A 26,751-nucleotide genomic window follows, 5' to 3' on the forward strand; every position below is an offset into this window, starting at 1 on the left:
CGTGACGGCCCCCGTGGTCTCACCAGCTCGCACCGCGGTCGCCTCGGCGAACCGCATCGTGGTCAAGGTCGGGTCTTCCTCCCTGACCACAGCGGAAGGCGGGCTCGACCCGGCGCGTCTCGACGCGCTGGTCGACGCCCTCGCCGCGCGGTGTGCGGCGGGCAGCCAGGTCGTGCTCGTGTCCTCCGGCGCGATCGCCGCTGGCCTGGCGCCGTTGAAGATCTCCCGCCGCCCGCGCGACCTCGCCACCCAGCAGGCCGCGGCGAGCGTCGGCCAGCTGACGCTCGCGCACGCGTACGCGAACTCGTTCGGCCGGTACGCGCTGACCGTCGGCCAGGTGCTGCTGACGGCGGACGACGTGGTGCGCCGTGCCCACTACCGCAACGCCCAGCGCACGTTCGACCGCCTGCTCGCCCTCGGTGCGGTGCCGGTCGTGAACGAGAACGACACCGTTGCCACCGAGGAGATCCGCTTCGGCGACAACGACCGCCTCGCCGCGCTGGTGGCACACCTCGTCGGCGCGGACGCGTTGTTCCTGCTGTCCGATGTGGACGCGCTGTACTCCGGTGACCCGCGTCAGCCCGGTGCGGTGCGCATCTCCGAGGTCGCGTCCGCCGCGGACGTGGACGGTGTGCGGGCCGGGAGCGTCGGCGCGTCCGGCCTGGGCACCGGTGGCATGGCCTCCAAGCTCGCCGCGGCACGGCTGGCGTCCTCCGCAGGCATCCCGGTGCTGCTGACCGGCGCCACCGAGGCCCACCGCGCGCTGACCTCCGCCGACGTCGGCACCGCTTTCGCCGCAACGGGTTCACGGCTCACCGCCCGCCGCTTCTGGCTCGGGTACGCCACCGACGCCAACGGCCGCCTGCACCTCGACGACGGCGCTGTCGCCGCTGTCGTGGGCCGGCGCCGGTCGCTGCTGGCCGCGGGCATCACCGGTGTGGACGGCGACTTCGAGGCGGGTGACGTCGTCGAGCTGGTCAGCCTCGCCGGTGACGTGGTGGCCCGCGGTGTCGTGGGCTACGACTCGGCGGAGCTGCCGTCGGTGATCGGCCGCAAGTCCCACGACCTGCCCGCGGAACAACGCCGCGAGGTCGTGCACGCCGACGACCTGGTGCCGCTGCACCGCTAGCCTCGGTCGCATGGCCCGGATGCACGACGTCGTCATCGACTGCGCCCACCCCGCCTCGCTCGCCCGGTTCTGGGCGGCGGTGCTGGACGACCACGAGCTCGCGCCGTACACCGATGAAGAGCTGGAACGGTTGCGCGGCAAGGGGATCACCGACCCCGAGGACGACCCGTCGGTGTTGCTGGACGGGTCGCCCCGGTTCTTCTTCAACCGCGTCCCGGAACCCAAGACCGGCAAGAACCGCGTGCACGTCGACCTGTGGTGCGACGACGTCGAGGCCGAGGTGGCCCGGCTCGTCGCCCTCGGCGCCGCGGTGATCAGCCGGGACGGCGTGTGGTTCGTGCTCGCCGACCCCGAGGGCAACGAGTTCTGCCTCAGCTCAACCGAACACCCCTTGTCTCCGGAAGGGTGAGGATCGCCAGGAACGTGATCACCGCCGCCACCGCCACGTACCAGAAGAACGTGGTGCCCGGCAGCGCCTGGATCACCAGCGGCGCCGTGCCGCCGAACAACGCGACCGTGAGGTTGTACCAGGCACCGATCCCGAGCCCGCGCAGCTCCGTCGGGAACAGCTCGCTCATCAACGCCGGTGCGATCGACGTGATCGTCGTGTAGAGCCCCAGGCCCACGCAGAACACCACGAGCAGGTTCCCCAGCCCCGGCTGCACCAGCGCGGACAGCGGTACGATCAGCACCGCCGTCACCGCCGACCACACCAGGATCTGCGGCTTGCGCCCCACCCGGTCCGCCAGCCAGCCCATCGGGTACTGCAGGACGATGAACACACCGGTGGCGATCGACAACGCCAGGAACACGTCGACGTCGTCCGCACCGCGGGTCTTCACCGCGAACGGCGTCAGCGCCGAGAAGAACGTGTAGAAGCACAGCGTCGACAACAGCGTGAAGCCCACCAGCTGCCCGACCGCTTTGGGGTGCTCCCGCAGCGTGGTCAGCAACGGGTTCTTCAGCTTCTCCGCCTTCGCACGGTTCTCCTCGAACTGCTCGGTCTCCGGCAGCGCCCGCCGCAGCCACAGCCCGATCAGCCCGAGCACGCCGCCGACCAGGAACGGCACCCGCCACCCGTAGGACGCCATCGCCGCCGCGTCGAGGCTGCGGCTGAGGAAGAACCCGAGCAGCGACGCCACCAGCACCGCGGCACCGGTCGAGATGTAGAAGAACGACGAGTACCGCCCGCGGTGGCTCGGCTTGGCGATCTCACCTAGGTACGCCGACGCGTTGGAGACCTCGCCGCCCAGCGCCATGCCCTGGGCGATCCGCGCCAGCACCAGCAGCGCCGGGGACAGCCACCCGACCTGCTCGAACGTCGGCAGCAACCCGATCACCACCGACCCGCCCGACATGAGCACGATCGTCAGCAGCATCGCGGTCCGCCGCCCGCGGACGTCCGCGAACCGGCCGAGCAGGTACCCGCCGAGCGGGCGGAAGAAGAAGGCCAGCGCGAACGTCGCGAACGTGCTCAGCAGGGCAGCGGCCTCGTTGCCCTTCGGGAAGATCTGCGTGGCGAAGTAGATGCTGAACGCGGTGTAGATGCCCCAGTCGTACCACTCGACCGCGTTGCCGGCCGAGGCCGCGACCAGCTTGCGCACGGGCAGTCGATGCGTTTCCGAAGTAACCGCCATGCGATCACCCTGTCACACAGCGCAATCCCCTGTGGGTGCGTCTCATCAGGCGGGGAGGGCGATACTCGTCGGCGTGCGATCCATTGGTTTGGTGACGTTGGTGGTCCGCGACTACGACGAGGCGATCCGCTTCTACGTGGACGGTCTCGGGTTCACGCTGGTCGAGGACACGCCACAGGGCGACAAGCGCTGGGTGGTGGTGTCGGCGGGCGACGGTGCGTCGTTGTTGTTGGCGGAGGCCACATCGGAGGAACAGGCCGCACGCGTCGGTGACCAGACCGGTGGCCGGGTCGGGTTCTTCCTCACCACCGACGACTTCGACCGCGACCACGCCCGCATGACCGCGTTCGGCGTGCGCTTCCTGGAGACGCCACGCGACGAGGTCTACGGCAAGGTGGCCGTGTTCGAAGACCTCTACGGCAACCGCTGGGACCTGCTTCAGCCCGCGCGGGCCTGACCGGGCGAGACGCCGACGACGCGTTTGAACGCCCGGCTGAACGCCGCCTCCGACTCGTAGCCCAGGCCGCGTGCGATCTCGCTGACCGTGGAGTCGCGGTCCTGCAAGCGGTTCATCGCCACGTGCATGCGCCACCGCGTCACGTACCGCATCGCCGGCTCACCGACCAGGCCGGTGAAGCGGGCCGCGAACGCCGAACGGGACATCGCGGTCCGCTGGGCGAGGCGGTCGACGGTCCACGGGTGCGCGGGATCGCGGTGGATCAACGCGAGCGCCTGGCCGATCTGCCGGTCCTGCAACGCGCCCAGCCACCCGGTGCGCGCCGCCGGGTCGTTCGCGAGCCAGGAGCGGATGGTCTGGATCACCAGCACGTCGGCGAGGCGGGTGATGACCGCCTCCCCGCCGGGGCGCAGCGTCCGCGCCTCGGCGGCCATCAGGTCGATGATCGCGCGCATGTCGTCGGCCTGGCGGACGTGCAGGACCTGCGGCAGCACCTCGACCAGGTGCTGGGCGGCCGGGTGGTCGAACCGCACCGTGCCGCACACCAGGTGCGTCACGCCGCCACCGCCGCCATGGCGCAGGATCGCGTAGTTGTCGGTCTCGAACTCGTGCGGCAAGGTCGTCACCACCGGCGACGCGGCGTCCGCGGTGCTGAACAGGCGGTGGCCCTGGCCGCCGGGCACCAGCAGGACGTCACCGGGGGCGAGGACGGTGGTCCCGCCGTCGGCCTCGACCTGGCAGCGACCGCTCGTGAGCACGTGGAACCACAGGCAGTCCGCCATGTCGGGCATCGTGAGGCCCCACGGCTCGGTCAGCTCGTTCCGGCAGTAGAAGGTGCCGGACATGCGCAGCAGGTGCAGGGCTTCGGCCAGCGCGTCCGTCATGCCCGACATTCTGGACGATCGAGCAAAGCTGCGCGATGAACTGTCATTGAGAGTCCACGCTGATCGGGACAGGGTTGGCATCATGGACACCACCACGCTCATCGCAAGCGCCGCAACCGGTCTGATGGCCGGCGTCTTCTTCGCGTTCTCCACCTCGGTGATGCCCGGTCTCGCGGACCTCCCGCCCGAACACGGCCGTGCGGCCATGCGGCGCCTGAACGCCCGCATCCAGAACCCGGTGTTCCTGCTCGTCTTCCTCGGTACCGCGGTGGTGTGCGGGATCGAGGTCGTCCAGGGGCGCCATGTCGGCGGCCTGCTTTACCTCGTCGGCGTGTTCGTGCTGACGATGGTCGTCAACGTGCCGATGAACAACCGTCTCGAACGGACCGACGACGCCTACTGGCCCGAGTACCTGCGCCGGTGGACGTTGTGGAACCACGTGCGCGGCGTCGCCGGTCTCGCCTCGGCGGTCACCCTGCCACTCGGACTTTGATGCCTTGCTTCGGTCGCATCGCCGCCAGGCTCACCGGTGTGACCCGCTGGGCGAGCAACACCGGTTTCGGCCGCTGCAGCAAAGCCTTCAGCATCACGGTCAGCTCCGTCACCGCGAGACCGGCACCGATGCACCGGTGCGGCCCGCCGCCGAACGGCAGGAACTCGTGCGGCGCGGGCTTGTGCTCCCAGCGGTCCGGGTCGAACCGCAGCGGATCCGGCCACACCTCGGGCAACCGGTGCGTGACGTACGGGCTGTACAGCAGGAAGGTGCCCTGCTCGATCCGCTTCCCGGCGAACTCGAAGTCCCGCGTCGCGGTCCGCGCCGACACCACCGCGGGCGGGTAGAGCCGCAGCGTCTCGTTCACGACGTTGCCGAGGAACTCGTCGTCCTCCGCCGCGCGCTCCCAGATCCCGTTGTGCCGCAACAGGTTGAACACCGACCACGCCATCGCGGCACTCGTCGTCTCGTACCCGGCGGCGATCAGCGTCACCACCTGGTCGCGCACCTCCAGGTCGCTCAGCCCGTCGTCACCCCCGCCGTGCACGAGCGCCGCGAGCACGTGGTCGTCCTCGGCCGTCCCCTTCTCCCGCGCCTCCTCGATCGCCCGGTACACCCGCGCGTCGACGGCCCGCCGCGCCCGCATCGCGTTGCGCCAGGCAGGGGCGTTCAGCCGGCGCAGCACCGTCACCACGGCCGGGTTGCGGTCGATCAGGTTGATCAGCACCTGCAGGTGCGCCCCGAAGAAGTCCGCGTCCCCGGCGAGCTCCGCCCCGAACAACGCCTCGATCGTGCTGCGCCGGATCGCCCGCCGGAACTCCTGGTAGACGTCGACCACCGCACCGGGCCGCCACGCGTCGAGCGCCGCCTCGGCGTTGGCCGCCATCACCGGTGCGTACCCGGCGATCCGCCGGTGCGCCAACGCCGGCTGCACGAGCCGGCGCCGCCGCCCGTGGTCCTCGCCGTCGCTGACGATCAACGACGTCGGCCCGTCGACCGGCACCAGCGACTGGAACGCCCGCTCCACCCCGAACAGCCCGGAGTTCGCGAACACGAACCGGTTCGCCTCCGGCCCGAGCAGGCAGGTGTACGGGCCCAGCCGCACGACCGGCCCGAACCGCCGGTGTGCCGCGAGGAGGAGCTCGGCCCGCCGGAACCGCACGACACCCGCAGTCATGCCGAGGACACTGCCACAGAGGACCCTTCGGCAGGTGGCCTACCGCGGCGGTCGACCCGCCACGGCTGGTCGGTGAGCACCAACGTGAACACCACCGCGATGCTGTTCATCGAGTCCCACAGGGCGTGCGGGAACGACACCCCGAGGTGCGCGGCGAACAGCCGCCCGGTGAGCATGAAGTGCTCGCGCCCGCTCCGGTCCGTCAGCCGGGAAAGCCCCGTCTTCGGTCCACGCTCACCCCGAACACGTCCGGTCTCGCCCTGAGCCCGTCCGGGTCGAGCTCCCGCCGCGCACCGCGCACCACCGCGGGGTCGATGTCGGCGATCACGAGCCGCTCCTCGCCCCGCACGGGTGCCACCAGCCACCGGCCGTCCGGCCCCGCGATCGCCGACCCGCCGTCGTAGGGCGAGCGGTGCCGGGCCGCCAGGACCTCGTCCCGCAGCGGGAAACCGGCGGGCACGTCCGCGTAGTCGACCACCGCTCCGGCCGCGAGCGAGTACACCCCGCCCTCCAGCGCGACGAACCGGGTGATGTCGCCGGTCAGCCTGGTGGAGCCCGGCCACACCGACACGTGCAGGTCCGGTGCCTGCGCGTAGAGGGTGTGCCGCGCCAACGGCATCCAGTTCTCCCAGCAGCACAGGCCGCCGACGCGCACACCGCCGACCTCGTGCACCTGCAGGCCGTGCCCGTCCCCGTTGCTCCACACCGCCCGTTCCTCCGGCGTGGGCACCAGCTTGCGGTGCACTCCGCACACACCGGTCACCGGGTCGATGGCCAGCAGCGTGCAGTACACGGTGCCGCGCCCCGGCCCGCGCTCGGCGATCCCGAGGTAGGTGAACACCCCGTGGTCCCGGACGGACTCGACGACCACCCGCACCTCGGGTCCGCTCAGCTCGACCGCGAGCTCCCGGTACGCCGCGCAGGCCGCCTCCTGCCGGTCGTCGTCGAACTCCACACCACCGGCCTCGCTGAGCCAGATCGGGTAGCCAGGCAAGAAGGTCTCCGGGAACACGACGAGCTCCACGCCCTCCGCCGCGGCCCGCCCCACGAAGTCGACCACCTTGCGCACGCCCGCCTCGAAGTCCAGCCACGGACAGCGGGCCTGGGCAGCGGCAACGCGCACGACGACCTCCTCTAGGTTGACGACATGGCTGTCTCCCAACGCGACCTGCTGCGCTGGCAGTTCGAGCTGACCTGGTCGCTGTTCGAGCACCACCTGGAGCTGCTGGACCCCGCGGACCTCCTCTGGGAACCGCAGGCCCCCGCCGTGTTCACCATGCGCCACAACGGCACGGCGTGGGACCGCGACTGGCCGACGCCCGAGCAGGAACCCACCGGCGTGGCCACGGCAGCCTGGTTGACGTGGCACATCGGCTGGTGGTGGACGGCCGCGATCGACCACGTGCGCGGGGACGAGCCGCGAGAGGTGGTGTGGCCGGGGCCGGAGCTGGCCGTGGAGTGGTTGCGCGGATTGCGCGCGCAGTGGCTGGACGTGCTGGCGACCGCCGACCTGGAGGCGACCACCGGCTTCCCGTGGCCGGACGGGACGATGTCCGTCGCGCACACCCTCGCCTGGGTCAACGCCGAGCTGATGAAGAACGTGGCCGAGATCGGACAGCTCCGGCGGCTGGTCGCCCGCTAGCCGGTCCTGGACCCGCCGTCAGTTCGTCACCGCCAGCGCGAACGGCAGCACCGCGGGCACCCCCTCCCTCCTGAGCAGCCGGGCGGCCACGGTCATCGTCCAGCCGGTGTCGACGTGGTCGTCCACCAGCAGCACCGGACCGTCCACACCGGACAGGTCGGGGACCTCGCCGGACCGCACCAGGCCGGCCAGCCGCTGGGCGCTGTTGGCCCGGTGCGTCGACTCGCCGAGCCAGACCGTGCCCAGCAACGGCAGCCGGCCGATCGACGAGATGCGCTGACCGAAGCTGCCCACCAGGGACGGGCGGTTGCGGGAGCCGACCACCACCACGCCGACCGGGCGCTCGTCCCAGCCCCACGCCGACAGCACCTTCACGCAGGCCGCGAACACGTCGTCGGGGATCTCCCGGTCGGCGCCGTCGGCGAGCAGGTCGCGCAGCCGGTTGCCCCAGCCGATGTCGGTGAGCCGGCCCAGCGCCCGTCCCGTGGCCGCCACCTCGGACGCGGGGATCTTGCCGGACAGGTCGACGCCGATCGCCTTCATGCCGGTCGGCCACATCTTGCGCGGCGCCACGTCGACGCCCGGCCGCAGCAGCCGTTCACGGGCAGCGCCGGCCGCGGTCTCGGACACGTCCACCGACAACCGCTCGCCCGTGCAGTTGTCGCAGCGGCCGCAGTCGTGCGCGGTCGGGTCGTCGAGCTGGTCCTGCAGGAACCGCATCCGGCACGCCGACGTCCGCTGGTACTCGATCATCACCTGCTGCTCGGCGCGGCGGGCCTCGGCGATCCGCGCGTACCGCTCGCCGTCGTACTCCCACGGCCGCCCGGTCGCCTCCCAGCCACCGCGCACCCTGCGGACGGCGCCGTCCACGTCCAGCACCTTGAGCACGACCTCGAGCCGCCCGCGCGACAGCTCGACCACCGGCTCCAGCGCGGCCGTCGACAGCGCCCGGCCCGCCCCGGACAACGCGGACAGCACCTGCCGCACGACCACCTCGGCCGGGAACGCCAGGGACGCGAAGTACGCCCAGATGTCCCGGTCCTCGTGGCCGGGCAACAGGATCACCTCGGCGCGTTCGACACCGCGGCCCGCCCGGCCGATCTGCTGGTAGTAGGCGATGGGGGAGGAGGGCGCGCCGACGTGCACGACGAACCCCAGGTCCGGCTTGTCGAACCCCATGCCCAGCGCGGAGGTGGCGACGAGGGCCTTGACCCTGTTGGCGAGCAGGTCCTCCTCGGCCCGCTGCCGTTCGGCCGGCTCGGTCTTGCCCGAGTACGCGGCCACCGCGAAGCCCCGGTCGGACAGGAACGCGGCGATGTCGTCCGCCGCCGCGACCGTGAGGGTGTAGATGATCCCCGAGCCAGGCAGCCGCTCCAGCCGCTCGGCGAGCCAGCCCAGGCGCGCCTCGGCGGTCGGCAGCTGCGCCACGCCCAGCCGCAGGCTGTCGCGGTCCAGCGGCCCGCGCAGCACCAGCGTGCCCTCCTCGGCACCGAGCCCCAGCTGCTCGGTGACGTCGTGGACCACCCGGTCGTTGGCCGTCGCCGTCGTCGCCAGCACCGGCACGCCCGGCGGCAGCTCCGCCAGCAGCGTCCGCAGCCTGCGGTAGTCCGGCCGGAAGTCGTGGCCCCAGTCGGAGATGCAGTGCGCCTCGTCGACCACGAGCAGACCGGCCGAGGCCGTCAGCGAGGGCAGCACCGAGTCGCGGAAGTCCGGGTTGTTCAGCCGTTCCGGGCTCACCAGGAGCACGTCGACCTCACCGGCGGCGACCTGCGCCTGCACCGCGTCCCACTCGTCGGTGTTGGCGGAGTTGATCGTCACCGCGTGCACCCCGGCCCGCGCCGCCGCGTCGACCTGGTTGCGCATCAACGCGAGCAACGGCGAGACGATGACCGTCGGGCCCTCGCCGAGCTGCCGCAGCAACGCCGTGGCGATGAAGTACACCGCCGACTTGCCCCACCCCGTGCGCTGGACGACCAGTGCCCTGCGGCGCTGCGCCACGAGGGTGTGGATCGCCGTCCACTGGTCCTCGCGCAGCACCGCCTCCGGGCCCGCCAGTGCCCGGAGCCGCTCCTCCGCCAGTTCCCGCAACGCGATGTCGTCCATGGGGAGCAAGCTTGCCAGGTAGGTCTGACAATTGTGATTGCCGCAGGTCGTAAGCTGTGCGGCGTGACTGAAGACCTGCGCGACCAGGTGCACGCCGCAGCCCGCCGCGCCCGCGTCGCCGCCGACGACCTCGTCCTCGCCACCCGTGAGCGCAAGGACGCCGCGCTGCACGAGATGGCCGCCGCCCTCCGCGCGCGCACGCCGGAGATCATCGAGGCCAACGGGAAGGACCTCGAAGCGGGCAGGGCGGCCGGTCTGCCGGAGAACATCCTCGACCGGCTCACGCTGACCGAGGCGCGCGTCGACGCCGTGGCCAAGGGCCTGGAGACCGTCGCGGGACTCGCCGACCCGGTCGGCGAGGTCGTGCGCGGCTCGATCCTGCCGAACGGGCTGGAGCTCAAGCAGGTCCGCGTCCCGATGGGCGTCGTCGGCATGGTCTACGAGGGCCGCCCGAACGTCACGGTCGACGCCGCCGGTCTCGCGCTGAAGTCGGGCAACGCCGCTCTGCTGCGCGGTTCCTCTACCGCCGAGCACTCGAACACGACGCTCGTCGCCGTCCTGCGCGACGCGCTCGAAAGCGTGAACCTGCCGGCTGACTGCGTACAGCTGCTGCCGTGCCACGACCGCGCGTCCGTCACGGCCCTCATCACCGCACGCGGCCTGGTCGACCTGGTGATCCCGCGCGGCGGCTCCGGCCTGATCAACGCCGTCGTCGAGCAGGCGACCGTGCCCACGATCGAGACCGGCGTCGGCAACTGCCACGTCTACGTGGACGCGCACGCCGACCTCGACATGGCCGAGGCCATCGTCCTCAACGCCAAGACCCGGCGCACCAGCGTGTGCAACGCGGCCGAGTCCCTGCTGGTGCACAAGGACGTCGCCGCGGAGTTCGTCCCGCGCATCACCAAGGCGCTGCAGCAGGAGGACGTCACCGTCCACGGTGACGACCAGTTCGCGCAGCAGCCCGATGTCGTGCAGGCCAACGACGACGACTGGGGCACCGAGTACCTGAGCCTCGACATCGCCGCGAGGGTGGTCGACTCCCTCGACGACGCGGTCAAGCACATCGCCCAGCACGGCTCCGGGCACAGCGAGGCCATCGTGACGAACGACGTCGCGGCGGCACGCAGGTTCACCGCCCGTGTGGACGCGGCGGCGGTGTTCGTCAACGCCTCCACGGCCTTCACCGACGGCGCCGAGTTCGGCATGGGCGCGGAGATCGGCATCTCCACGCAGAAGCTGCACGCCCGCGGCCCGATGGGCCTGACCGAGCTGACGTCCACGAAGTGGGTCGCGTGGGGCGAAGGGCACACGCGCCCGAAGGCGTAGCCCTACCTTCGGGGACATGGCTCCCACCTACCCGTTCTCCGAACCCGACGGCCTGGCCCTCGACCCGGCGTATGAACGGTTACGGCGCGAAGAACCCGTTGCGCGCGTGACGTTCCCCTACGGCGGCGAGGGCTGGCTCGTCACGTCGTACGAAGAGACGAAGTTCGTCCTGGGCGACCCGCGGTTCAGCCGCGCCCGCACCGTCGGGCGGGACGTGCCGCGGATGCAGCCCCTCATCGCGCCCGGCGGGTCGATCCTGACCTCCGACGGCGAGGACCACGCCCGCCTGCGCCGCCTCGTGTCGAAGGCGTTCACCGTGCGGCGGGTCGAGGCGCTGCGGCCGCGTGCCCAGGAGATCACCGAGGACCTGCTCGACCGCCTCGACAACCCCGGCGACCTGGTCGAGGGCTTCACGACGCCGTTCCCGGTCACGATCATCTGCGAGCTGCTCGGCGTGCCCTTCGCGGACCGCGCGGAGTTCCGCACGTGGTCGAACCAGGTCATGGGCACGGTCGGCGGCAACACGCCCCAGGAGGCGGCGGAGGGCGTCGCGAAGCTCCACGCCTACTTCACCGCACTGGTGGCGAAACGCCGTGCGCAGCCCACGGACGACCTGTACAGCGCACTGGTCGCCGCCCGTGACAACGACGACCGGCTCAGCGAGGACGAGCTGGTCCGGTTCGGCATCACGCTGCTCGTCGCCGGTCATGAGACCACCGCGAACATGCTCGGCAACAGCATCCTCACGCTGCTGGAACACCCCGGCGTCTGGCAGCGGCTGGTCGACGACCCCCAGGAAGTTCCCCGCGCGGTCGAGGAGCTGCTGCGGTTCGTCCCGCTGGGCAGCGGCGCCGGCTTCCCGCGGATCGCGACCGAGGCCGTCCGGATCGGGGACGTGCGGGTCGAGGAGGGTGACGCGCTGCTGGTCGTGGTGTCGTCGGCCAACCGCGACGAGTCCGTGTACCGCGACAGCGCCGAGTTCGACCTGGACCGCGAGACCGGTCAGCACCTGCAGTTCGGCCACGGCGTCCACTTCTGCCTCGGTTCGCAGCTCGCGCGGATGGAGCTGCACGTCGCACTGGCCGCGGTGCTGCGCAGGATGCCGGGGCTGCGGCTGGCCGAACCCGTCGAGTTCCGCAAGGGTTCGCTGGTCAGGGGCCCGTTGCGGCTCGTGGCGAGCTGGTGAGAAAAATCTTCACGAAGTCGCGTAATGGGGGAGCGGCGGGTGCGTTTCCCCGGTGCGCGGCTCTGCTTCGGGGTGGGCCGCGACCCGCACGGCCCGTCCTCCCCCTGGGCCGTGCGGTGTGATCAGCACGACGGGCGCCGGAGCTCGGGAGCGGTCCGGCGCCCGTCTACGCTGTTTCGATGCGCATCGGCGTCATGGGCGGCACGTTCGACCCCGTCCACCACGGCCACCTCGTGGCCGCCAGCGAGGTGCAGGCCAGGTTCGACCTGGATCGCGTGATCTTCGTGCCGACCGGTCAGCCCTGGCAGAAGGCGTCGCGCGAGGTCTCCCCGGCCGAGGACCGCTACCTGATGACGGTCATCGCCACCGCGTCCAACCCCCGGTTCTCGGTCAGCCGCGTGGACATCGACCGCGAGGGCCCCACCTACACCGTGGACACGCTGACCGACCTCAAGGCGCAGTACCCGGACGCCGAGCTGTTCTTCATCACCGGCGCGGACGCGCTCGAGCAGATCCTGTCCTGGAAACGCGCGGAGGACGCGTTCGCGTTGGCCCACTTCATCGGAGTCACCCGTCCGGGCTACACGTTGGACGACCACCACCTGCCGCCGGGCGCCGTCTCGTTGGTCGAGGTCCCGGCCATGGCGATCTCCTCCACGGGCTGCCGCGACCGCACCGCCTCGGGCCAACCGGTCTGGTACCTCGTACCGGACGGGGTGGTCCAGTACATCGCCAAGACGGGCCTGTACTCCGAGTCGTAATCACGTTCGAGTGGATTTTGCGTGCATCCGAGGGCCCGGGGAGCAACAATCGACGGGTTGTTGCTGGTTCGTGGAAGGCAAGACTTTGGCTACAGGCACCGTGAAGTGGTTCAACGCCGAAAAGGGCTTCGGGTTCATCGCGCCCGACGACGGCTCGGCTGACGTCTTCGTGCACTACTCGGAGATCCAGTCCAAGGGGTTCCGCTCGCTCGAGGAGAACCAGAAGGTCGAGTTCGAGGTCGGTCAGGGCCAGAAGGGCCCGCAGGCCCAGCAGGTCCGCCCGATCTAGTCTTCGGCGCAGGTGAAGGCCACCTCAGGGCGCTGAGGTGGCCTTCGTCATGCCTGGGCGTGAAGTACCCGTTTGGCGCTCGCCGGTACCCTCAGTAACTCGTGCGGGCGTATCGACGTCCGCCGGAAGTCAGAGGAGTGACGTGGCAGCCACCGACGAGGCACGACGGCTGGCGCTGGTCGCGGCGAACGCAGCGGCCGACAAGAAGGCGCACGACGTGACGGTGCTCGACGTCTCCGACCAGCTCGTGATCACCGATGTGTTCGTGATCGCGTCCGCTCCCAACGAGCGGCAGGTCGGAGCGATCGTCGACAACATCGAGGAGAAGCTGCGGGAGGCCGGCACGAAGCCGGTGCGCCGCGAAGGGGCCCGCGAGGGTCGGTGGGTGCTGCTGGACTTCGTGGACGTCGTCGTGCACGTGCAGCACACCGAGGAGCGCAGCTTCTACGGCCTGGAGCGGCTGTGGAAGGACTGCCCGCGCATCGAGTTCGAAGCGGACGTCCCCGCCGACACCGCGGCCGAGCAGGGGTAGCCGATGGCCCTGAGCCGGCTCGTGCTGTGGCGGCACGGCGAGACCGACTACAACGCGACCGGCCGCCTGCAGGGCCACCTGGACTCGGCGCTCACCGAGACCGGCCTCAACCAGGCGCGCTTCGCCGTTCCGGTGCTCGCCGGCTTCGAACCGGAGGTCGTGGTCGCCTCCGATCTGCAACGTGCGCGCGACACGGCGCGTGTGTTCACCACGTCCGCGGACGTGCCGTTGCGCATCGACGCGCGGCTGCGCGAGACGCACCTGGGCAAGTGGCAGGGGCTGACCACGGCCGAGGTGGACCAGGAGTGGCCGGGTGCGGTCACCGTGTGGCGCACCGACCCCACCTACACGCCGCCGGACGGTGAGTCGCGGGTCGAGGTCGCCGAGCGGGCCATCAAGGTCGTGCAGGAGGTCGACGCGGAGTTCTCCGAGACCGTCCTGCTGTGCGCGCACGGCGGCCTGATCAGCGCGTTGACCGGGCGGCTGCTCGAACTGCCGGTGGAGAACTGGTCGCAGCTCGGCGGCATCTCGAACTGCCACTGGACCGTGTTCACCCGGCGCAACGACCGGTGGCGGCTGTCGTCGTACAACGCGGGCACCACGCGTTGAGACTGCTCGTCCTGGGCGACTCGCTGTCGTTCTTCGGACCGTCCGGGCCGTTGCCCGCCGATCATCCGCGGCTGTGGCACAACCTCTGTGCCGCGGCCCTGGGCGGGTCGGCGGAGCTGGCCGCGGGGTTCGGGTGGACGGCGCGGGACGCCTGGTGGGCGTTGACGGGTGATCCGCGGATCTGGTCGTTGCTGCCGTCCACGGACGTGCTGATCTTCGCGGTCGGCAGCATGGACACGCTGCCGTCGCCGCTGCCGACCTATCTGCGCGAAGGGCTGCGTTATGTGCGGCCTGACTGGTTGCGACGGTGGGTGCGCGCGCGTTACATCGCCGCGCAGCCACTGTTGGCGCCGTATGCGCGCGTTGCCCTGCCTCCGGCGCTGACGGCTCGTTATCTGCGCGACTCGCTGCAGTCAGTGCGCAATCTCCAGTACACGATGCCTGCGATCGGGATGGTGCCGTCAGTGCACCGGGCCGAGTCGTACGGGTTCGTGCACTCCGGGCACGCGGCTGCGGTGAAGGCTGTGCGCGGGTGGGCCGCACATGCGGAGGTGCCCCTGCTGGACCTGCCCGCGGTGATCGGCCCGCACGTCCGTTCGGGTGCGGGTAACCCCGATGGGATGCACTGGGGCTGGGAGGGGCACGAGCTGGTGGGCGAGGCCATGGCCGAGCTCATCTCGTCCGTGGCGGTCAATCACACGGAGGAGTGAGGGCCGTAGGCTCGTCGCTCGTGCGCATCTCCATCGTCACCGACTCCACGGCATATCTGCCCGAGGGGTTCGCGCAGCGCCATTCGATCACCGTGGTGCCGTTGCACGTCGCGGTGGACGGTACCGGGCGTCTCGACGGCGTCGACTTCGGCCCGGCCGAGCTGGCCGCCGCGCTGGCGGAGCACCGCCGGGTGACCACGTCGCGTCCGACACCGGGCGAGATGGCCGACGTGTACCGGGACGTGTTGTCGTCGTCCGACGCGATCGTGTCCGTTCATCTCTCGCGCGAGCTCTCGGGGACGTGGGAGGCGGCTCGGCTCGCGGCGGAGGAGATCGACCCGTCCCGCATCCGCGTGGTCGACTCGCGGTCGACGGGCATGGGGCTCGGGTTCGCCGTCCTGCGCGCGTGCGCCGCTGTCGGTGCCGGACATTCGCACGCCGAGGTCGAGGACGCCGCGTCCACCGCGGCCGCCGGGACCCGGATGTTCTTCTGCGTCGAAACCCTGGACCACCTGCGCCGCGGCGGCCGGATCGGTGCGGCCGCGGCCCTGGTGGGCACCGCGCTGGCCGTGAAGCCGCTGCTGCACGTCGACGACGGCCGGATCGTGCCGCTGGAGAAGGTGCGCACGATGAGCCGGGCGGTGGCCCGACTGGTGGACCTCGCCGCGGCGGCGGCCGGCGACGGCCCGGTGGGACTGGCCGTGCACCACCTCGCAGCCCCGGAACGCGCCGCAGAACTGGCCACCCACCTGGACGAACGCCTCCCCGGCTCGACCGGGTGCGTGATCTCGGAGGTCGGCGCGGTGATCGGCGCGCACACGGGCCCCGGCGTCCTCGGCGTGGTGGTCCTGCCAGGAGGACCGGACATCCTCCCACACACCCCCGACAATCCCGGTTCCCCGAGCAGCGAGTGATCGCGACCTGTCCACAACCCGCGAGTAACCCACAGCCCGGCACTTCCCCCGCACCCCCCACCCCTCCCACTCCGTAACTTCGACCCCATGCTCCCCCGCCCCCACCACGACGACACCCCGGCCGACCGCCTGGAAGCACTGGCCGCCAAGGTCCGCGCCGACCCGACCCTCGTCCACGCGAACTCCGCCGACTCCACTGAACACGGCCACCCCCGCCGCTTCCGGCTGCCCCGCCTGCCCCGCCGCGGCCTGCTCGCCTTCGGCATCGCCGTCGCCTGCACGGTCATCGGCCTGTCCACCTGGCTGCAACGCCCCACCGCCGAGTCCGCACCGGACCTGGCCCTGGTCAGCACCAGCGCCCCGGCCCCCGAACTGGTCGTGAACGTGATCGGCGAGGTCGCCACCCCCGGCCTCGTCACCGCCACCTCCGGCGCCCGCGTCGCCGACGCCCTGCGCCTGGCCGGCGGCATCCACCCCGGCACCGACCTCCACGGCCTCAACCTGGCCCGCAAACTGACCGACGGCGAACAGATCGCAGTCGGCATCCCACCCCCACCCGCGGCCGTGCACCCGGCCAAGCTGAACCTGAACACCGCCTCGGCCACCGACCTCGACTCCCTGCCCGGAGTAGGCCCGGTCACCGCCCAGCGCATCGTCGACCACCGCACCCGCAAGGGCCCGTTCGCCTCCGTCGACGAACTCCGCGACGTGGAAGGCATCGGCGACACCAAGCTCGCGAAACTCGCCGACCTGGTCCACACCTGACCCCCGGCGCTTCCACCCGCTGGCCCAACTCGCTGGCCCCATCCCGGACGCCGGGCTCCCGCAGCCATCCCGCTGACCTCGCCCGCCCCTGGCTGCCCGCACCTCGTCCCCGCTGACGGCCCGCACCCGAGGCCCGGCGCTCGACACCTCGCCCCACGCGCCCTGCCCACCCGCGCCCGCGTCCCACTCACGCCCGCGCTCCACCCCACGCCCGCGCTCCGCCCCACGCCCGTGCCCGACGCCGCGCGTTCCACAGCCCACCTCGCACTCGCCGAGAGGAACTCCCATGCCTTGCATCGTCGCCATGCCCGCACCCGACCTCATCTGGCACCAGTCCACCCGCCCCGGCCGCCTGTACTCCGGCCTCCTGCGCACCCCGTTCGTCACCGTCCGCGAGTTCTCCCCGAACGGCCTCCCACACCGCCGAGCCCGCACCCGCACAACAACCAGCCGTGCCCCTGCCACCACGCCCCGGCCTCCCACCGCCGCCTCCCGGTCTCCCACGGCCGCACCTCGATCTCCCGCCCTCGCGCCCCGGTCCTCCACGGCCGCCTCCCGACCTCCCGCACCTAAGCCCCGCAGACACCCAGCCCACGACCACCCCCTAATCCCCGCAGCCGCCGCCGTATGGGCAACCGCCCTGGCCGCCCTGTTCCTGACCCGCCACACGGCAGTCCTCATCGGACTGTCCACAGGAACAGCCGTCCTGCTCGCCCAACGCCGAGCCTGGCGCCGCCGAGCCTGGTGCTCCAACCGCCGCGCACTCGCCACCCTCCTCACCGACCCCACGCCAAGCGCCCCGACAGCGAAGGCCCGACCATGCCTCGCAGACACCCGGTAACCCACGACTACCGCTTGGTCCCCGCAGCCACCGCAGTGTGGGCAACGGCCCTGTCCGGCCTCTACCTGAGCTGGCAGGCCGCAGTCCTCATCGGACTGTCCGCCGGCGCGGTCGGCCTGATCGCCTGGCACCGGGCGTGGTGGCCCAAGACGTGCGCGATCGCCCTCCTGCTCGCCGGCCCGATCGCCGGTGCCTGGGTCGGCAGCCACGTCCTGCGCGCCGAGACCCACCCGCTCCGCCTGGCCGCCGACGAGGGCCGCACGACCACGGTGACCGCGGAGCTGAGCACGAGACCGCGTGGCATCCGGGCCGCGGGGTTCGGCGGGCACCAGGCCGGGGTGGACCACGTCGTCGTCACCGCGACGGCGAACGGGGCCACCGTCGTCATCCTCGCGCCGGCCGCGCAGTGGCGTGATCTGCTGCCCGGTCAGCGGGTCACGGTGAAGGGCTCGCTCGCGCCGCCGAGACCGGGCGACCTCACCTCCGCCCTGCTCCGGGTCCGCGGGCCACCGGCGGACGTGCAGCCGCCACCGGCCTGGCAGCGCTGGGCCGACCACCTCCGCGACGGCCTGAGCAGGGCCAGCGCCACCCTCGGCGAGGAGGAGGCGGGACTGCTGCCCGCGTTGGTGGTGGGCGACACCGAGCACATGGTGCCGCGCATCGTCGACGAGTTCCGGACAGCGGGCCTGGCCCACCTGCTCGCGGTGAGCGGCGCGAACCTGGCCATCGTCTGCGGCGCGGTCTACCTGCTGCTGCGGAAGACCGGTCCGCGCAAGGCGGCGGTGGGTGCGTTGGTGGCACTCCTCGGGTTCGTGGCCCTGGCCGGTCCCGAGCCGAGCGTGCTGCGGGCCGCGGTGATGGGTGCCGTCGCGTTGCTGGCGCTGTTCATCGGCCGCGAACGGTCAGCGCTGCCGTCGTTGGCGACGACGGTGCTCGTCCTGGTGCTCGTCGATCCGGCGCTGGGAGCCGATCCCGGGTTCGCGTTGTCCGTGACGGCCACGGCGGCGTTGGTGCTCGTGGCACCGAGATGGGCACGCAGGCTGAAGGAACGCGGTGTGCCGCAAGGGTTCGCCGAAGCACTTGCCGTGCCCGCGGTCGCCAGCCTCGCGACGGCTCCGCTCGTGGTCGGGTTGTCGGGGCAGATCAGCCTCGTGTCGGTGCTCGCGAACCTGGCCGTCGCACCGGTGGTGGCACCCGCGACGGTGCTGGGTGTGGTGGCGGCGGTCATCGCGCCGCTGTTCCCACCGGCCGCCGAGGTGGTGGTGCACGTGGCCGGGCCGGCCGTGACGTGGCTGGTCCTGGTCGGGCGGCACGCGGCGACGGTGCCGGGTGCGTCGCTGAGCTGGCCGGAGGGCTGGGTCGGCGGGCTCGCGCTGGCGGTGGTCACGGCGATCGTCTTCCTGTTGTTGCGCAACAAGAAGACGCGGGTGCTGACGGTCGCGCTCCTCGTCGGCGGCTTTGTGGCGCTGGTGCCGATGCGGACCATCGCACCGATGTGGCCGCCGGCCGGCTGGAAGGTCGTGAGCTGCGACGTCGGCCAGGGCGACGCGCTCGTGCTGGCCACCGCGGAGGCCGACCGCGCGGTCGTGGTCGACACCGGGCCCGACCCCGGCGCGATCGACCGGTGCCTGAGGACGTTGGGGATCACGCGGATTCCGCTGATCGTGCTGTCGCACCTGCACGCCGACCACATCGGCGGCCTGCAGGCGGTGCTCGCCGGGCGTGCGGTGGGCGCGGTGGCGGTGGGACCGCTCAAGGAGCCGGCGTGGGCGTGGAAGGAGGTCAACGAGCAGGCGCGCGCGAACGGCGTGCGGGTGCTGGAACCGAAGGCGGGCGAGCGGTTCGCCTGGCCAGGACTGGAACTGGAGGTGCTGGGCCCGCGGCGGCAACCGGTCGTCGCGGAGACGAACACGGTCGTGAACGACTACTCGCTCGTACTGCGGGCCACCACACCCGCGGGCCGGGTGCTGCTCACCGGTGACGTCGAACTGGCCGGCCAGGCCGCGTTGCTGGGGGAGCGGGACCTGGGGGCCGAGGTGCTCAAGGTGCCCCACCACGGCTCACGTTCCTCGTTGCCCGCGTTCCTGGAACGCGTGCGACCGCGGGTCGCACTGGTGAGCGTCGGCACCGGCAACCGCTACGGGCACCCGAGCCCGCAGGTGATCGACGCGCTGCGGGCGGGTGGCGCCCTGGTGTTGCGCACGGACAAGGACGGCGACCTGGCGGTGCTGCCCGGAAGCCGAGTCGTACGAAGGAAAAGGAGAAGGAAGATGGACCAGGTCTGGATCAGGCTCCACAACGCGCGCTACCCGATTCCCGGCGGCACGCCCGGTTTCGCCTGGGCGATGTGGCAGCCCGGTTACCCCGCCACCCAGTGGCCGCACGACGAACTGAAGCCCGACTTCGCCTACTACCTCTGCGAAACACTGGAGGACGGCAGCCGCGCCATCACCTACCGCGCCCGCGCCACGCACGTGCTGCCACCCACGGAGGCCGCCGACGCGGACGCCGCCTACGACCTCGTCGCCGAGCACGTGTTCGACGACGGCATGCGCATCGCCCCGGACGTCTGGCACGAGTACCACTACAACGCCCTCAAAGCAGAAGCCCCGTGGCCGCAACGGATCGTGGCCTGGCGCGCCGAGGTGGAACCGGTCGGCCCGCACGTTCGCGACGAGCTGCGCCGCTTCCCGCGCACGGGCTGGACGAAGTCGGCCGCGATCACCCTCTGACGCTCACCGCGTGAAACGACGCGGTCCGGGGACGCGGACGTCCCCGGACCGGGAGGAGGTGATCTGCTGAACGAACGACCTAGCCCAGTGCCTTGAGCACGGCCTCGGCCGACGGCGGCACAGTGGCGCGCGGGCCGATCGTGTCGCCGAGGGCGTCGAGGGTCTTGAGGCCGTCACCGGTGATCAGCAGGACGGTCTCGCCGTCGGGGTCGAGCTGGCCCGTCTCGATCAGCTTCTTCGCCGTCGCCACGGTCACGCCGCCGGCGGTCTCGGCGAAGATGCCCTCGGTGCGGGCGAGGAGCTTGATGCCCTCGACGACCTCTTCGTCGGTCACGTCCTCGATGGCGCCGTTGGTGCGGCGGACCGTGTCGAGCACGTACGGGCCGTCGGCGGGGGCACCGATCGCCAGCGAGCGGGCGATGGTGTCGGGGCGGACCGGGCGGATGACGTCGTGGCCGTCCTTGAAGGCGGTGGACACGGGCGAGCAGCCGGTGGCCTGGGCGCCGAACACGCGGTACGGGGAGGCCTCGACGAGGTCGAGCTGGCCGAGCTCGCGGAAGGCCTTGTCGATCTTGGTGAGCTGGGAGCCGGAGGCGACCGGCACGACGATCTGGTCGGGCAGGCGCCAGCCGAGCTGCTCGGCGACCTCGTAGCCGAGGGTCTTGGAGCCCTCCGCGTAGTACGGGCGGACGTTGACGTTCACGAACGCCCAGTCCTCGTGTTCGGCGGCGAGCTCTTGGGCGAGGCGGTTGACGTCGTCGTAGTTGCCGTCGACGGCGATCAGGGCGCCCTCGTAGACGGCGCTCATGAGGATCTTGGCGCGTTCCAGGGAGGAGGGGACCAGTACGACGGACTCCCAGCCGGCGCGGGCGGCGGCCGCGGCGACGGCGTTGGCGAGGTTGCCGGTGGAGGGGCAGGCCAGGACCTTGAAGCCGAGCTCGCGGGCGGCGGCCAGTGCCACGCCGACCACGCGGTCCTTGAAGGAGTGGGTGGGGTTGCCGGTGTCGTCCTTCACCCAGACCTTGCGTACGCCCAGCGCCTTCGCGAGGCGGTCGGCCTCGACCAGGCGGGTGCCGCCGGGGTCGGTGTTCGGGTGCTGTTCCACAGTGGACGGAACGGGCAGAAGGCCGCGGTAGCGCCAGATCGAGCGGGGGCCGGCCTCGATGTCCTCGCGCCGCACCTTGCCGAAGTCGTAGGCCACTTCCAGCGGCCCGAAACACTCGAGACAGGCGTATTCCGGAGCGAGAGGGGTCTCATTTCCGCACTCACGGCACAGCAGCGCGCGGGCGGGGCCGAGGTCGAACTTGGTGCTCGTGGGCACAGTGACAGCAGTCATCGCGAGGTATCTCCTCATCTTTCCCGCGAAATCGAACGGGTCGGAATTGGCACCGTGATCGTCTGCGCATAGCGCTGACGCCGGTTGCCGGGGCTTCTTCGGGCCGGTCCCTCTGCCCCTCTGGATGAGCGGTGTTCAGTTGTGGCCACCAACGTACGGCACGTCTCCGCCGCTCGGCCACAAACGTCCACGATTCGGGACGTGGGAGGATGCGGAGCGTGAGCGCACCGGAGTCACTGCACCTCGTCGTCGGCGAGGAGGAGTTGCTGGTCGAACGCGCAGTTCGGGCGGCACTCGAGGCCGCGCGCGCGGTCGACGCGTCGGCCGACCTGACCCGCGTTCAGGTGAGCGATCTCACGCCGCCGGAGCTCGCCGAGCTGGTGAGCCCGTCGCTGTTCGCCGAGGGCCGGGTGATCGTCCTGCAGAACGCGCAGGACATCAGCAAGGAGATCGCCGACACGGTGCTCTCCTACCTCAAGGCGCCCGCGGACGGGGTGACGCTCGTCGTCGTGCACACCGGTGGCGGCCGCAGCAAGGCGGCCAAGGACCTGCCCGGCCAGCTGAAGAAGGCCGGCGCGGCGGTCACCGAGTGCGGCAAGGTCACCAAGTCGGCCGAGCGCGAGGCGTTCGTGCGCAACGAGGTGCGGCAGGCAGGCGGCAAGATCGACCCCGAGGCGGTCGCGACGCTCATCGACGCCGTGGGCACGAACCTGCGCGAGCTCGCCGCGGCGGCCTCGCAGCTGGTGTCGGACACCGACGGCAAGGTGACGGTCGAGGAGATCCGCCGCTACCACCAGGGCAAGGCCGAGGTGACCGGGTTCGCCGTCGCGGAGAAGGCCGTCACCGGTGACCGTGCGGGCGCGATGGAGTCGTTGCGGTGGGCCATGCAGCTCGGTGTGCCGCACGTGCTGGTCGCCGACGCGCTGGCGGACGCGGTGCGCACGGTCGCACGCGTCTCCGCGGTGGGCCGGGCCGACCCGTTCAGCCTGGCCGGTCCGCTCGGCATGCCGCCGTGGAAGATCAAGAAAGCCCAGGCGCAGGCCCGCGGCTGGGAGCAGGCCGGTCTCGCGGACGCGATGCAGGTGGTCGCGGGGCTCAACGCCGACGTGAAGGGCGTGGCGGCCGACGCCGACTACGCGCTGGAGCGCGCCGTGCTGCGGATCGTGGCGGCACACGGCCGCCGGTAGCACCCTCGCGGCGTTCCCGCGGAACCGTCCACGCACCGGAATTGACCGTGCCGCGCCAGCTTCCGCACGGAGCGGCGCGTCGTGAAGCCCAATGAGGTGAATGCGTGGAGCGACTCCATGGCCCTCATCCCCACCAGAACAGCGAAAAGGGCCCGCTCCACGAGGAGCGAGCCCTTCCCGACGGCTCTGAGGTGAGTGGAATCAGCCCTCGAGCTGGTTCGCGCGCAGCGCCATCGCCGACTTCTTGTTGGCGGCCTGGTTGGCGTGGATGACGCCCTTGGTGGCGGCCTTGTCGAGCTTGCGGGACGCGTCCTGCAGCAGCTCCAGGGCCTTCGCCTTGTCACCGGCCTCGGCAGCCTCGCGGAACTTGCGGATGGCCGTCTTGAGGGACGACTTGACCGACTTGTTGCGCAGGCGCGCCTTCTCGTTGGTCTTGATCCGCTTGAGCTGGGACTTGATGTTCGCCATGCGACATCACCCTTCTGTGTCGAAACCGGAGTTCGTGACGCGCTTGGTCGGCACCGGCGAGAGCCGGCTCTCCTCCACGGCGGAGCGCCGCGCGTTCACGACGACGAAGGATATCAGGCCAGCTCAGCGCACCGTGAACCCGGCCTTCTCGGCGCGAGCTAGCAGCCCGAAAGCCGCGGAAGCGGTTCAATGCTGCTGAAACGCCTGTTCAGCGTGCCGCGGCGACCGGTCTCAGCCCTCGTCCGGTTCCGGTTTCTTCGGCGGGCGGCCGCGGCGCGGCATCTTCTTCGCTTCACCGGGCAGCCGGCCTGCCTCCGCCAGCGCACGCCGCAGCAGGAACTCGATCTGCGCGTTGGTGCTGCGCAGCTCGTCGTTCGCCCACCTGCTCAACGCGTCGTGCACGGCCGGGTCGAGCCTGAGCAGAACGCTTTTGCGCTCCGCCATCAGGTGTACAGCGACCCGGTGTTGACCACGGGCTGGGTGGAGCGGTCACCGCACAGGACGACGAGCAGGTTCGAGACCATCGCCGCCTTGCGCTCCTCGTCGAGCTCCACGACGTCGTGCGCGGCGAGCCGTTCCAGCGCGAGCTCGACCATGCCGACGGCGCCCTCGACGATCCGGGTGCGGGCCGCCACGACCGCGCCCGCCTGCTGCCGCTGCAACATGGCGTGGGCGATCTCCGGCGCGTACGCGAGGTGCGTGAGCCGCGACTCGATGACCTTCACGCCCGCGGACTGCACGCGTGCCGAGATCTCGATCGCGAGCGTCTCGGTGATCTCGTCCGCGTTCTCCCGCAGCGACAGCCCCGCCCCCTCGTGGTTGTCGTACGGGTAGCTCGTCGCGATGTGCCGGACCGCGGTCTCGGTCTGGATGCCCACGAACCGCACGAAGTCGTCGACCTCGAACCGTGCACGCGCGGTGTCCTCGACCTGCCACACGACCACGGCGGCGATCTCGATCGGGTTGCCGTCCGCGTCGTTGACCTTCAGCGTCTGCGTCTCGTGGTTGCGGATGCGGGTGGAGATCTTCTCCCGCGTCGTCAGCGGGTTCGCCCACCGCAGACCGTCCGAGCGGACCGTGCCGACGTAGCGGCCGAGGAACTGCAGCACCCGCGCCTCACCGGGCGCGACGGTGAACAGCCCCTTCATCAGCAGCGACGCCGCCAGAAGCACCAGCACCCCCGCGACCAGCAGCCCCGCCGACGGCTCGCCGCCGTTGGCCTCCGCGACCCTGACTCCCTCGATGATCGTCCACACGCCCACCGCGAACACCGCCAACCCTGCGAAGAACATCGGCAGACCGGCGATCTCCCGTGCGTGCTTCTCGCGCACGACAGGTGCCGGCATGTGCACTGTCGTGTCGATGGTTGCGCTCATCCAGACCCCCTGGTGAAGTAGTATCTAAGTGATATCACTTTTTTGCGGTTGATCACAAGTTAGGCTGAGCCGCATGAGGGCGAAGAAGCAGCGTGTGGCCGCGTACGGGGTGTGCGTCGACGAGGCGGACCGGATCCTGCTGGCGCGCTGGCTTGGCCCAACGGGCAAACGTTGGATCCTCCCCGGCGGTGGCATCGAGCACGGCGAGCACCCGTACGACGCGGTCGTCCGCGAGGTCGAGGAGGAGACCGGGTTCACCGTCGAGGTGGTGCGCCTGCTCGGCATCGACTCGGAGCTCCGCACCGAGTCCCGCCACGACTACCACGCACTTCGCATCATGTACGAGGTCCGGATCATCGGCGGCGAGCTGCGCAACGAGGTGGGCGGCACGACCGACCTCGCCCAGTGGCACCCGCTCGCAGACGTCGGACAACTCGACCGCGTGCCGTCCCTCGACACCGCCCTCGGCCTCTACCGGACCGCCCCACCCGCGGGAATTCTGCGGTAGGTTCGCTCCTGCCGCCGCCAACTGCCCACAACGGAGTTGGCGAATGATCCGATCACTGGCCGCTGTCGCCGCGTCCGCCCTGCTGTTGTCCTTCGTCCACGTGCCGGCCCAGGCCGCCGTGGTCGCCGTCTCGACCGTGTCCTCCCTGCAGGCCGCGATCGACACCGCCCGCCCGGGCCAGCGCATCGTCCTCGCACGAGGCGTCCACCCGGCCGACCGGCCCGTCAAGATCACCAGGTCCGGCATCACCGTCGCCGCGCAGACCATCGGCGCCACGGTGTTCACCGGCAGGGGTGGCATCGCGCTCGGCGACGTCCGCGACGTCACCGTCGAGGGCTTCGTGTTCGACGGCGAGTCCGGCACGACCGTCCCCGCGGGAGCGCTCGCCACGCGCATCACCCGCAACACCTACAACGGCAACAAGGACGGCGCCTCGCTCACCGTGAGCGCGAACGACGTCGAGGTGGACCACAACACGTTCTCGAACCGTTCGAACGAGGGCGTGTACCTGCAGATCACGGGGCCGGGCAGCGAGATCGCCCAGCGCACCCACGTCCACCACAACTACTTCTACAACCACTCGTTCACCGGCTCGAACGGCGGCGAGTCCATCCGGCTCGGCTACAGCCACAAGCAGTCGAAGTCGGCGTACGCGGTCATCGAGCACAACCTGTTCGACAAGGCCAACGGCGATGCCGAGGCCATCTCGGTCAAGTCCTCGGACAACACGGTCCGCTTCAACACCATCCGCAACAGCAAGGGCTACATCGTCCTGCGCCACGGCAACCGCACGGTCGTGGAGGGGAACCTGCTGTTCGGGAGCGGCATCCGGTTCCACGGGAACGACCACCGGGTGTTCAACAACTACGTGCAGAACACCGGTGACCGCGCGATCGTGTTCGGCAAGGGCTCGGAGACCGACAGCGGACCGACCTCCACCTCGCACGACCGCCCCGACCGCGTGACGGTCGCGTTCAACACGCTGGTCGGCACGGGCGCCGTGGTCGACAGCGACACGGGCACGTACGCGCCGAAGGACTGCGTGCTCGCGAACAACATCATCCAGGGGTCGTCGTCGAAGCTGGTCGACCTGATGAGCGGCTCGACGGTGAAGTACGAGGGCAACATCGTCTGGGGCGGTACCGCCGGCATCCCGTCCGGCTACCGCTCGGTCGACCCGAAGCTCGTGCGCGACTCGAACGGACTGCTGCGCCTGTCGTCGGGCAGCCCGGCGATCGACACCTCGGCGGGCACCTACTCGTACGTCACGCGCGACTTCGACCCGCAGGCCCGCTCCGGCAAGCCGGACGTGGGGGCCGACGAGTACAGCACTTCGGCCACGCGGAAGCCGCTCACGACCGCGGACGTCGGCGTGAACGCGCCCTGAGTCGGCGTTTGTCCTGGTGACCGCACGTGTGGCGGTCACCGGGACCCCCCGATTTGGAGATCGAAACACCCCCGTGTAATGTTCTCCATGTCAGAGCGAAGCGGGCCGGAAATCAAAACCGGAACGGGCCTGGCAAAAGCCGGATAAGAAGGGCCTCTGAGAGGCGGATTTGACACCGGCGGGCAAGACCAAATAAGCTTCAGCAACACAAGCCCCGAGAGAAACTCTCCGGAAACGGAGATGGACCCGGTGAGCGCGTGTTCTTTGAGAACTCAACAGCGTGCCGATAACACAGCCAG

At 71.0% G+C, this 26,751-nt stretch carries 28 protein-coding genes and 1 riboswitch; of the genes, 18 read left to right on the forward strand and 10 right to left on the reverse strand.

Going from position 1 to position 26,751, the window contains the following annotated elements; translation table 11 throughout:
* The first annotated feature begins 1 nt into the window (after nt 1).
* Complete coding sequence (gene proB, locus ACZ7CD_RS31795; RefSeq protein WP_360399362.1) at nt 2-1,129, forward strand: glutamate 5-kinase; 1,128 nt, start codon at nt 2-4, stop codon at nt 1,127-1,129.
* A 10-nt stretch (nt 1,130-1,139) separates the two neighbouring features.
* Nucleotides 1,140-1,538, forward strand: coding sequence for a VOC family protein (locus ACZ7CD_RS31800; protein ID WP_360399359.1), 399 nt, complete (start codon nt 1,140-1,142; stop codon nt 1,536-1,538).
* On the opposite strand, the gene ACZ7CD_RS31805 is transcribed toward ACZ7CD_RS31800, so the two are convergent.
* A complete protein-coding gene (locus tag ACZ7CD_RS31805) occupies nt 1,501-2,766 on the reverse strand; it encodes an MFS transporter (protein ID WP_360399356.1) in 1,266 nt (421 codons plus the stop codon). The two genes, ACZ7CD_RS31800 and ACZ7CD_RS31805, sit on opposite strands and share 38 nt — an antisense overlap.
* A gap of 73 nt (nt 2,767-2,839) precedes the next feature.
* On the opposite strand from ACZ7CD_RS31805, the gene ACZ7CD_RS31810 reads away from it, so the two are divergent.
* A complete protein-coding gene (locus tag ACZ7CD_RS31810) occupies nt 2,840-3,223 on the forward strand; it encodes a VOC family protein (protein WP_360399353.1) in 384 nt (127 codons plus the stop codon).
* Here ACZ7CD_RS31810 and ACZ7CD_RS31815 read toward each other — a convergent pair.
* Nucleotides 3,205-4,107: an AraC family transcriptional regulator gene (locus ACZ7CD_RS31815; RefSeq protein ID WP_470380335.1), complete on the reverse strand. Its 903-nt coding sequence runs from the start codon at nt 4,105-4,107 to the stop codon at nt 3,205-3,207. The genes ACZ7CD_RS31810 and ACZ7CD_RS31815 overlap by 19 nt on opposite strands.
* Between ACZ7CD_RS31815 and ACZ7CD_RS31820 the strand changes: the two genes are divergently transcribed.
* Complete coding sequence (locus ACZ7CD_RS31820) at nt 4,106-4,600, forward strand: anthrone oxygenase family protein (protein ID WP_360399347.1); 495 nt, start codon at nt 4,106-4,108, stop codon at nt 4,598-4,600. The genes ACZ7CD_RS31815 and ACZ7CD_RS31820 overlap by 2 nt on opposite strands.
* Here the strand turns inward: ACZ7CD_RS31820 and ACZ7CD_RS31825 are convergent.
* From ACZ7CD_RS31825 to ACZ7CD_RS31835, 3 genes are read right to left on the reverse strand one after another with little or no spacing between them, the layout of a single operon-like run.
* The gene (locus ACZ7CD_RS31825) at nt 4,578-5,777 is read right to left on the reverse strand and encodes a cytochrome P450 (RefSeq protein ID WP_360399344.1); all 1,200 of its coding nucleotides are present in this window, start codon (nt 5,775-5,777) and stop codon (nt 4,578-4,580) included. The genes ACZ7CD_RS31820 and ACZ7CD_RS31825 overlap by 23 nt on opposite strands.
* On the reverse strand, nt 5,774-5,953 hold the full coding sequence (locus ACZ7CD_RS31830; protein WP_360399341.1) for a hypothetical protein: 180 nt from the start codon (nt 5,951-5,953) through the stop codon (nt 5,774-5,776). Before ACZ7CD_RS31830 ends, ACZ7CD_RS31825 begins: the two co-directional genes overlap by 4 nt.
* A gap of 26 nt (nt 5,954-5,979) precedes the next feature.
* The gene (locus tag ACZ7CD_RS31835; protein ID WP_470380336.1) at nt 5,980-6,900 is read right to left on the reverse strand and encodes a nitrilase-related carbon-nitrogen hydrolase; all 921 of its coding nucleotides are present in this window, start codon (nt 6,898-6,900) and stop codon (nt 5,980-5,982) included.
* Between the two features lie 24 nt (nt 6,901-6,924).
* Here ACZ7CD_RS31835 and ACZ7CD_RS31840 point away from each other — a divergent pair, with 24 nt between their 5' ends.
* Entirely contained in the window at nt 6,925-7,419 is a 495-nt protein-coding gene (locus ACZ7CD_RS31840; protein ID WP_470380337.1) for a DinB family protein, read from the forward strand.
* Between the two features lie 18 nt (nt 7,420-7,437).
* Here the strand turns inward: ACZ7CD_RS31840 and ACZ7CD_RS31845 are convergent, their stop codons facing one another.
* Nucleotides 7,438-9,522 (reverse strand): RecQ family ATP-dependent DNA helicase, encoded by a 2,085-nt coding sequence (locus ACZ7CD_RS31845; RefSeq protein WP_360399331.1) that lies wholly within the window; start codon nt 9,520-9,522, stop codon nt 7,438-7,440.
* Between the two features lie 63 nt (nt 9,523-9,585).
* Here ACZ7CD_RS31845 and ACZ7CD_RS31850 point away from each other — a divergent pair, with 63 nt between their 5' ends.
* From ACZ7CD_RS31850 to ACZ7CD_RS31895, 10 genes are all read left to right on the forward strand, one after another.
* Complete coding sequence (locus ACZ7CD_RS31850) at nt 9,586-10,851, forward strand: glutamate-5-semialdehyde dehydrogenase (RefSeq protein ID WP_470376033.1); 1,266 nt, start codon at nt 9,586-9,588, stop codon at nt 10,849-10,851.
* A gap of 16 nt (nt 10,852-10,867) precedes the next feature.
* Nucleotides 10,868-12,037 carry a cytochrome P450 gene (locus ACZ7CD_RS31855; RefSeq protein ID WP_360399326.1) on the forward strand — a complete coding sequence of 390 codons (1,170 nt, stop codon included), beginning with the start codon at nt 10,868-10,870 and terminating at the stop codon, nt 12,035-12,037.
* A 179-nt stretch (nt 12,038-12,216) separates the two neighbouring features.
* Nucleotides 12,217-12,798: a nicotinate-nucleotide adenylyltransferase gene (gene nadD, locus ACZ7CD_RS31860; RefSeq protein WP_360399323.1), complete on the forward strand. Its 582-nt coding sequence runs from the start codon at nt 12,217-12,219 to the stop codon at nt 12,796-12,798.
* A gap of 85 nt (nt 12,799-12,883) precedes the next feature.
* Complete coding sequence (gene cspE, locus ACZ7CD_RS31865) at nt 12,884-13,087, forward strand: transcription antiterminator/RNA stability regulator CspE (protein WP_053735596.1); 204 nt, start codon at nt 12,884-12,886, stop codon at nt 13,085-13,087.
* A 142-nt stretch (nt 13,088-13,229) separates the two neighbouring features.
* Nucleotides 13,230-13,619, forward strand: coding sequence for a ribosome silencing factor (gene rsfS / locus ACZ7CD_RS31870; RefSeq protein ID WP_360399320.1), 390 nt, complete (start codon nt 13,230-13,232; stop codon nt 13,617-13,619).
* 3 nt (nt 13,620-13,622) lie between these two features.
* Nucleotides 13,623-14,228 (forward strand): histidine phosphatase family protein, encoded by a 606-nt coding sequence (locus ACZ7CD_RS31875; RefSeq protein ID WP_360399317.1) that lies wholly within the window; start codon nt 13,623-13,625, stop codon nt 14,226-14,228.
* Nucleotides 14,189-14,938, forward strand: a complete 750-nt coding sequence (gene octT, locus ACZ7CD_RS31880) for a diglucosylglycerate octanoyltransferase (RefSeq protein WP_470380338.1) — start codon at nt 14,189-14,191, stop codon at nt 14,936-14,938. The genes ACZ7CD_RS31875 and octT overlap by 40 nt, the downstream gene beginning before the upstream one ends.
* A 20-nt stretch (nt 14,939-14,958) precedes the next feature.
* Nucleotides 14,959-15,852, forward strand: coding sequence for a DegV family protein (locus ACZ7CD_RS31885; protein ID WP_470380339.1), 894 nt, complete (start codon nt 14,959-14,961; stop codon nt 15,850-15,852).
* 87 nt (nt 15,853-15,939) lie between these two features.
* Nucleotides 15,940-16,617, forward strand: coding sequence for a ComEA family DNA-binding protein (locus tag ACZ7CD_RS31890; protein WP_470372187.1), 678 nt, complete (start codon nt 15,940-15,942; stop codon nt 16,615-16,617).
* Nucleotides 16,618-17,436: 819 nt separating this feature from the next.
* Entirely contained in the window at nt 17,437-20,190 is a 2,754-nt protein-coding gene (locus ACZ7CD_RS31895; protein ID WP_470380340.1) for a DNA internalization-related competence protein ComEC/Rec2, read from the forward strand.
* Nucleotides 20,191-20,269: 79 nt separating this feature from the next.
* On the opposite strand, the gene thrC is transcribed toward ACZ7CD_RS31895, so the two are convergent.
* Nucleotides 20,270-21,526, reverse strand: coding sequence for a threonine synthase (gene thrC, locus ACZ7CD_RS31900; RefSeq protein WP_458433914.1), 1,257 nt, complete (start codon nt 21,524-21,526; stop codon nt 20,270-20,272).
* Between the two features lie 11 nt (nt 21,527-21,537).
* A riboswitch (SAM riboswitch) is annotated at nt 21,538-21,657 on the reverse strand.
* A 78-nt stretch (nt 21,658-21,735) separates the two neighbouring features.
* Between thrC and holA the strand changes: the two genes are divergently transcribed.
* Nucleotides 21,736-22,713, forward strand: a complete 978-nt coding sequence (holA, locus tag ACZ7CD_RS31905) for a DNA polymerase III subunit delta (protein WP_458433912.1) — start codon at nt 21,736-21,738, stop codon at nt 22,711-22,713.
* Between the two features lie 201 nt (nt 22,714-22,914).
* Here the strand turns inward: holA and rpsT are convergent, their stop codons facing one another.
* The 3 genes from rpsT to ACZ7CD_RS31920 all read right to left on the reverse strand — a co-directional run bounded on the left by rpsT (nt 22,915) and on the right by ACZ7CD_RS31920 (nt 24,557).
* A complete protein-coding gene (gene rpsT / locus ACZ7CD_RS31910; RefSeq protein ID WP_030468084.1) occupies nt 22,915-23,181 on the reverse strand; it encodes a 30S ribosomal protein S20 in 267 nt (88 codons plus the stop codon).
* Between the two features lie 231 nt (nt 23,182-23,412).
* Complete coding sequence (locus tag ACZ7CD_RS31915; protein WP_360399296.1) at nt 23,413-23,625, reverse strand: type II toxin-antitoxin system antitoxin; 213 nt, start codon at nt 23,623-23,625, stop codon at nt 23,413-23,415.
* A complete protein-coding gene (locus ACZ7CD_RS31920; protein ID WP_458433908.1) occupies nt 23,625-24,557 on the reverse strand; it encodes an SPFH domain-containing protein in 933 nt (310 codons plus the stop codon). Before ACZ7CD_RS31920 ends, ACZ7CD_RS31915 begins: the two co-directional genes overlap by 1 nt.
* Nucleotides 24,558-24,630: 73 nt before the next feature.
* Here ACZ7CD_RS31920 and ACZ7CD_RS31925 point away from each other — a divergent pair, with 73 nt between their 5' ends.
* Nucleotides 24,631-25,065 (forward strand): NUDIX hydrolase, encoded by a 435-nt coding sequence (locus tag ACZ7CD_RS31925; protein ID WP_360399290.1) that lies wholly within the window; start codon nt 24,631-24,633, stop codon nt 25,063-25,065.
* A gap of 43 nt (nt 25,066-25,108) precedes the next feature.
* Nucleotides 25,109-26,452, forward strand: coding sequence for a polysaccharide lyase 6 family protein (locus tag ACZ7CD_RS31930; RefSeq protein ID WP_470380341.1), 1,344 nt, complete (start codon nt 25,109-25,111; stop codon nt 26,450-26,452).
* Nucleotides 26,453-26,751 lie beyond the last annotated feature (299 nt).

This window comes from Lentzea sp. NPDC036949, from assembly GCF_055608075.1.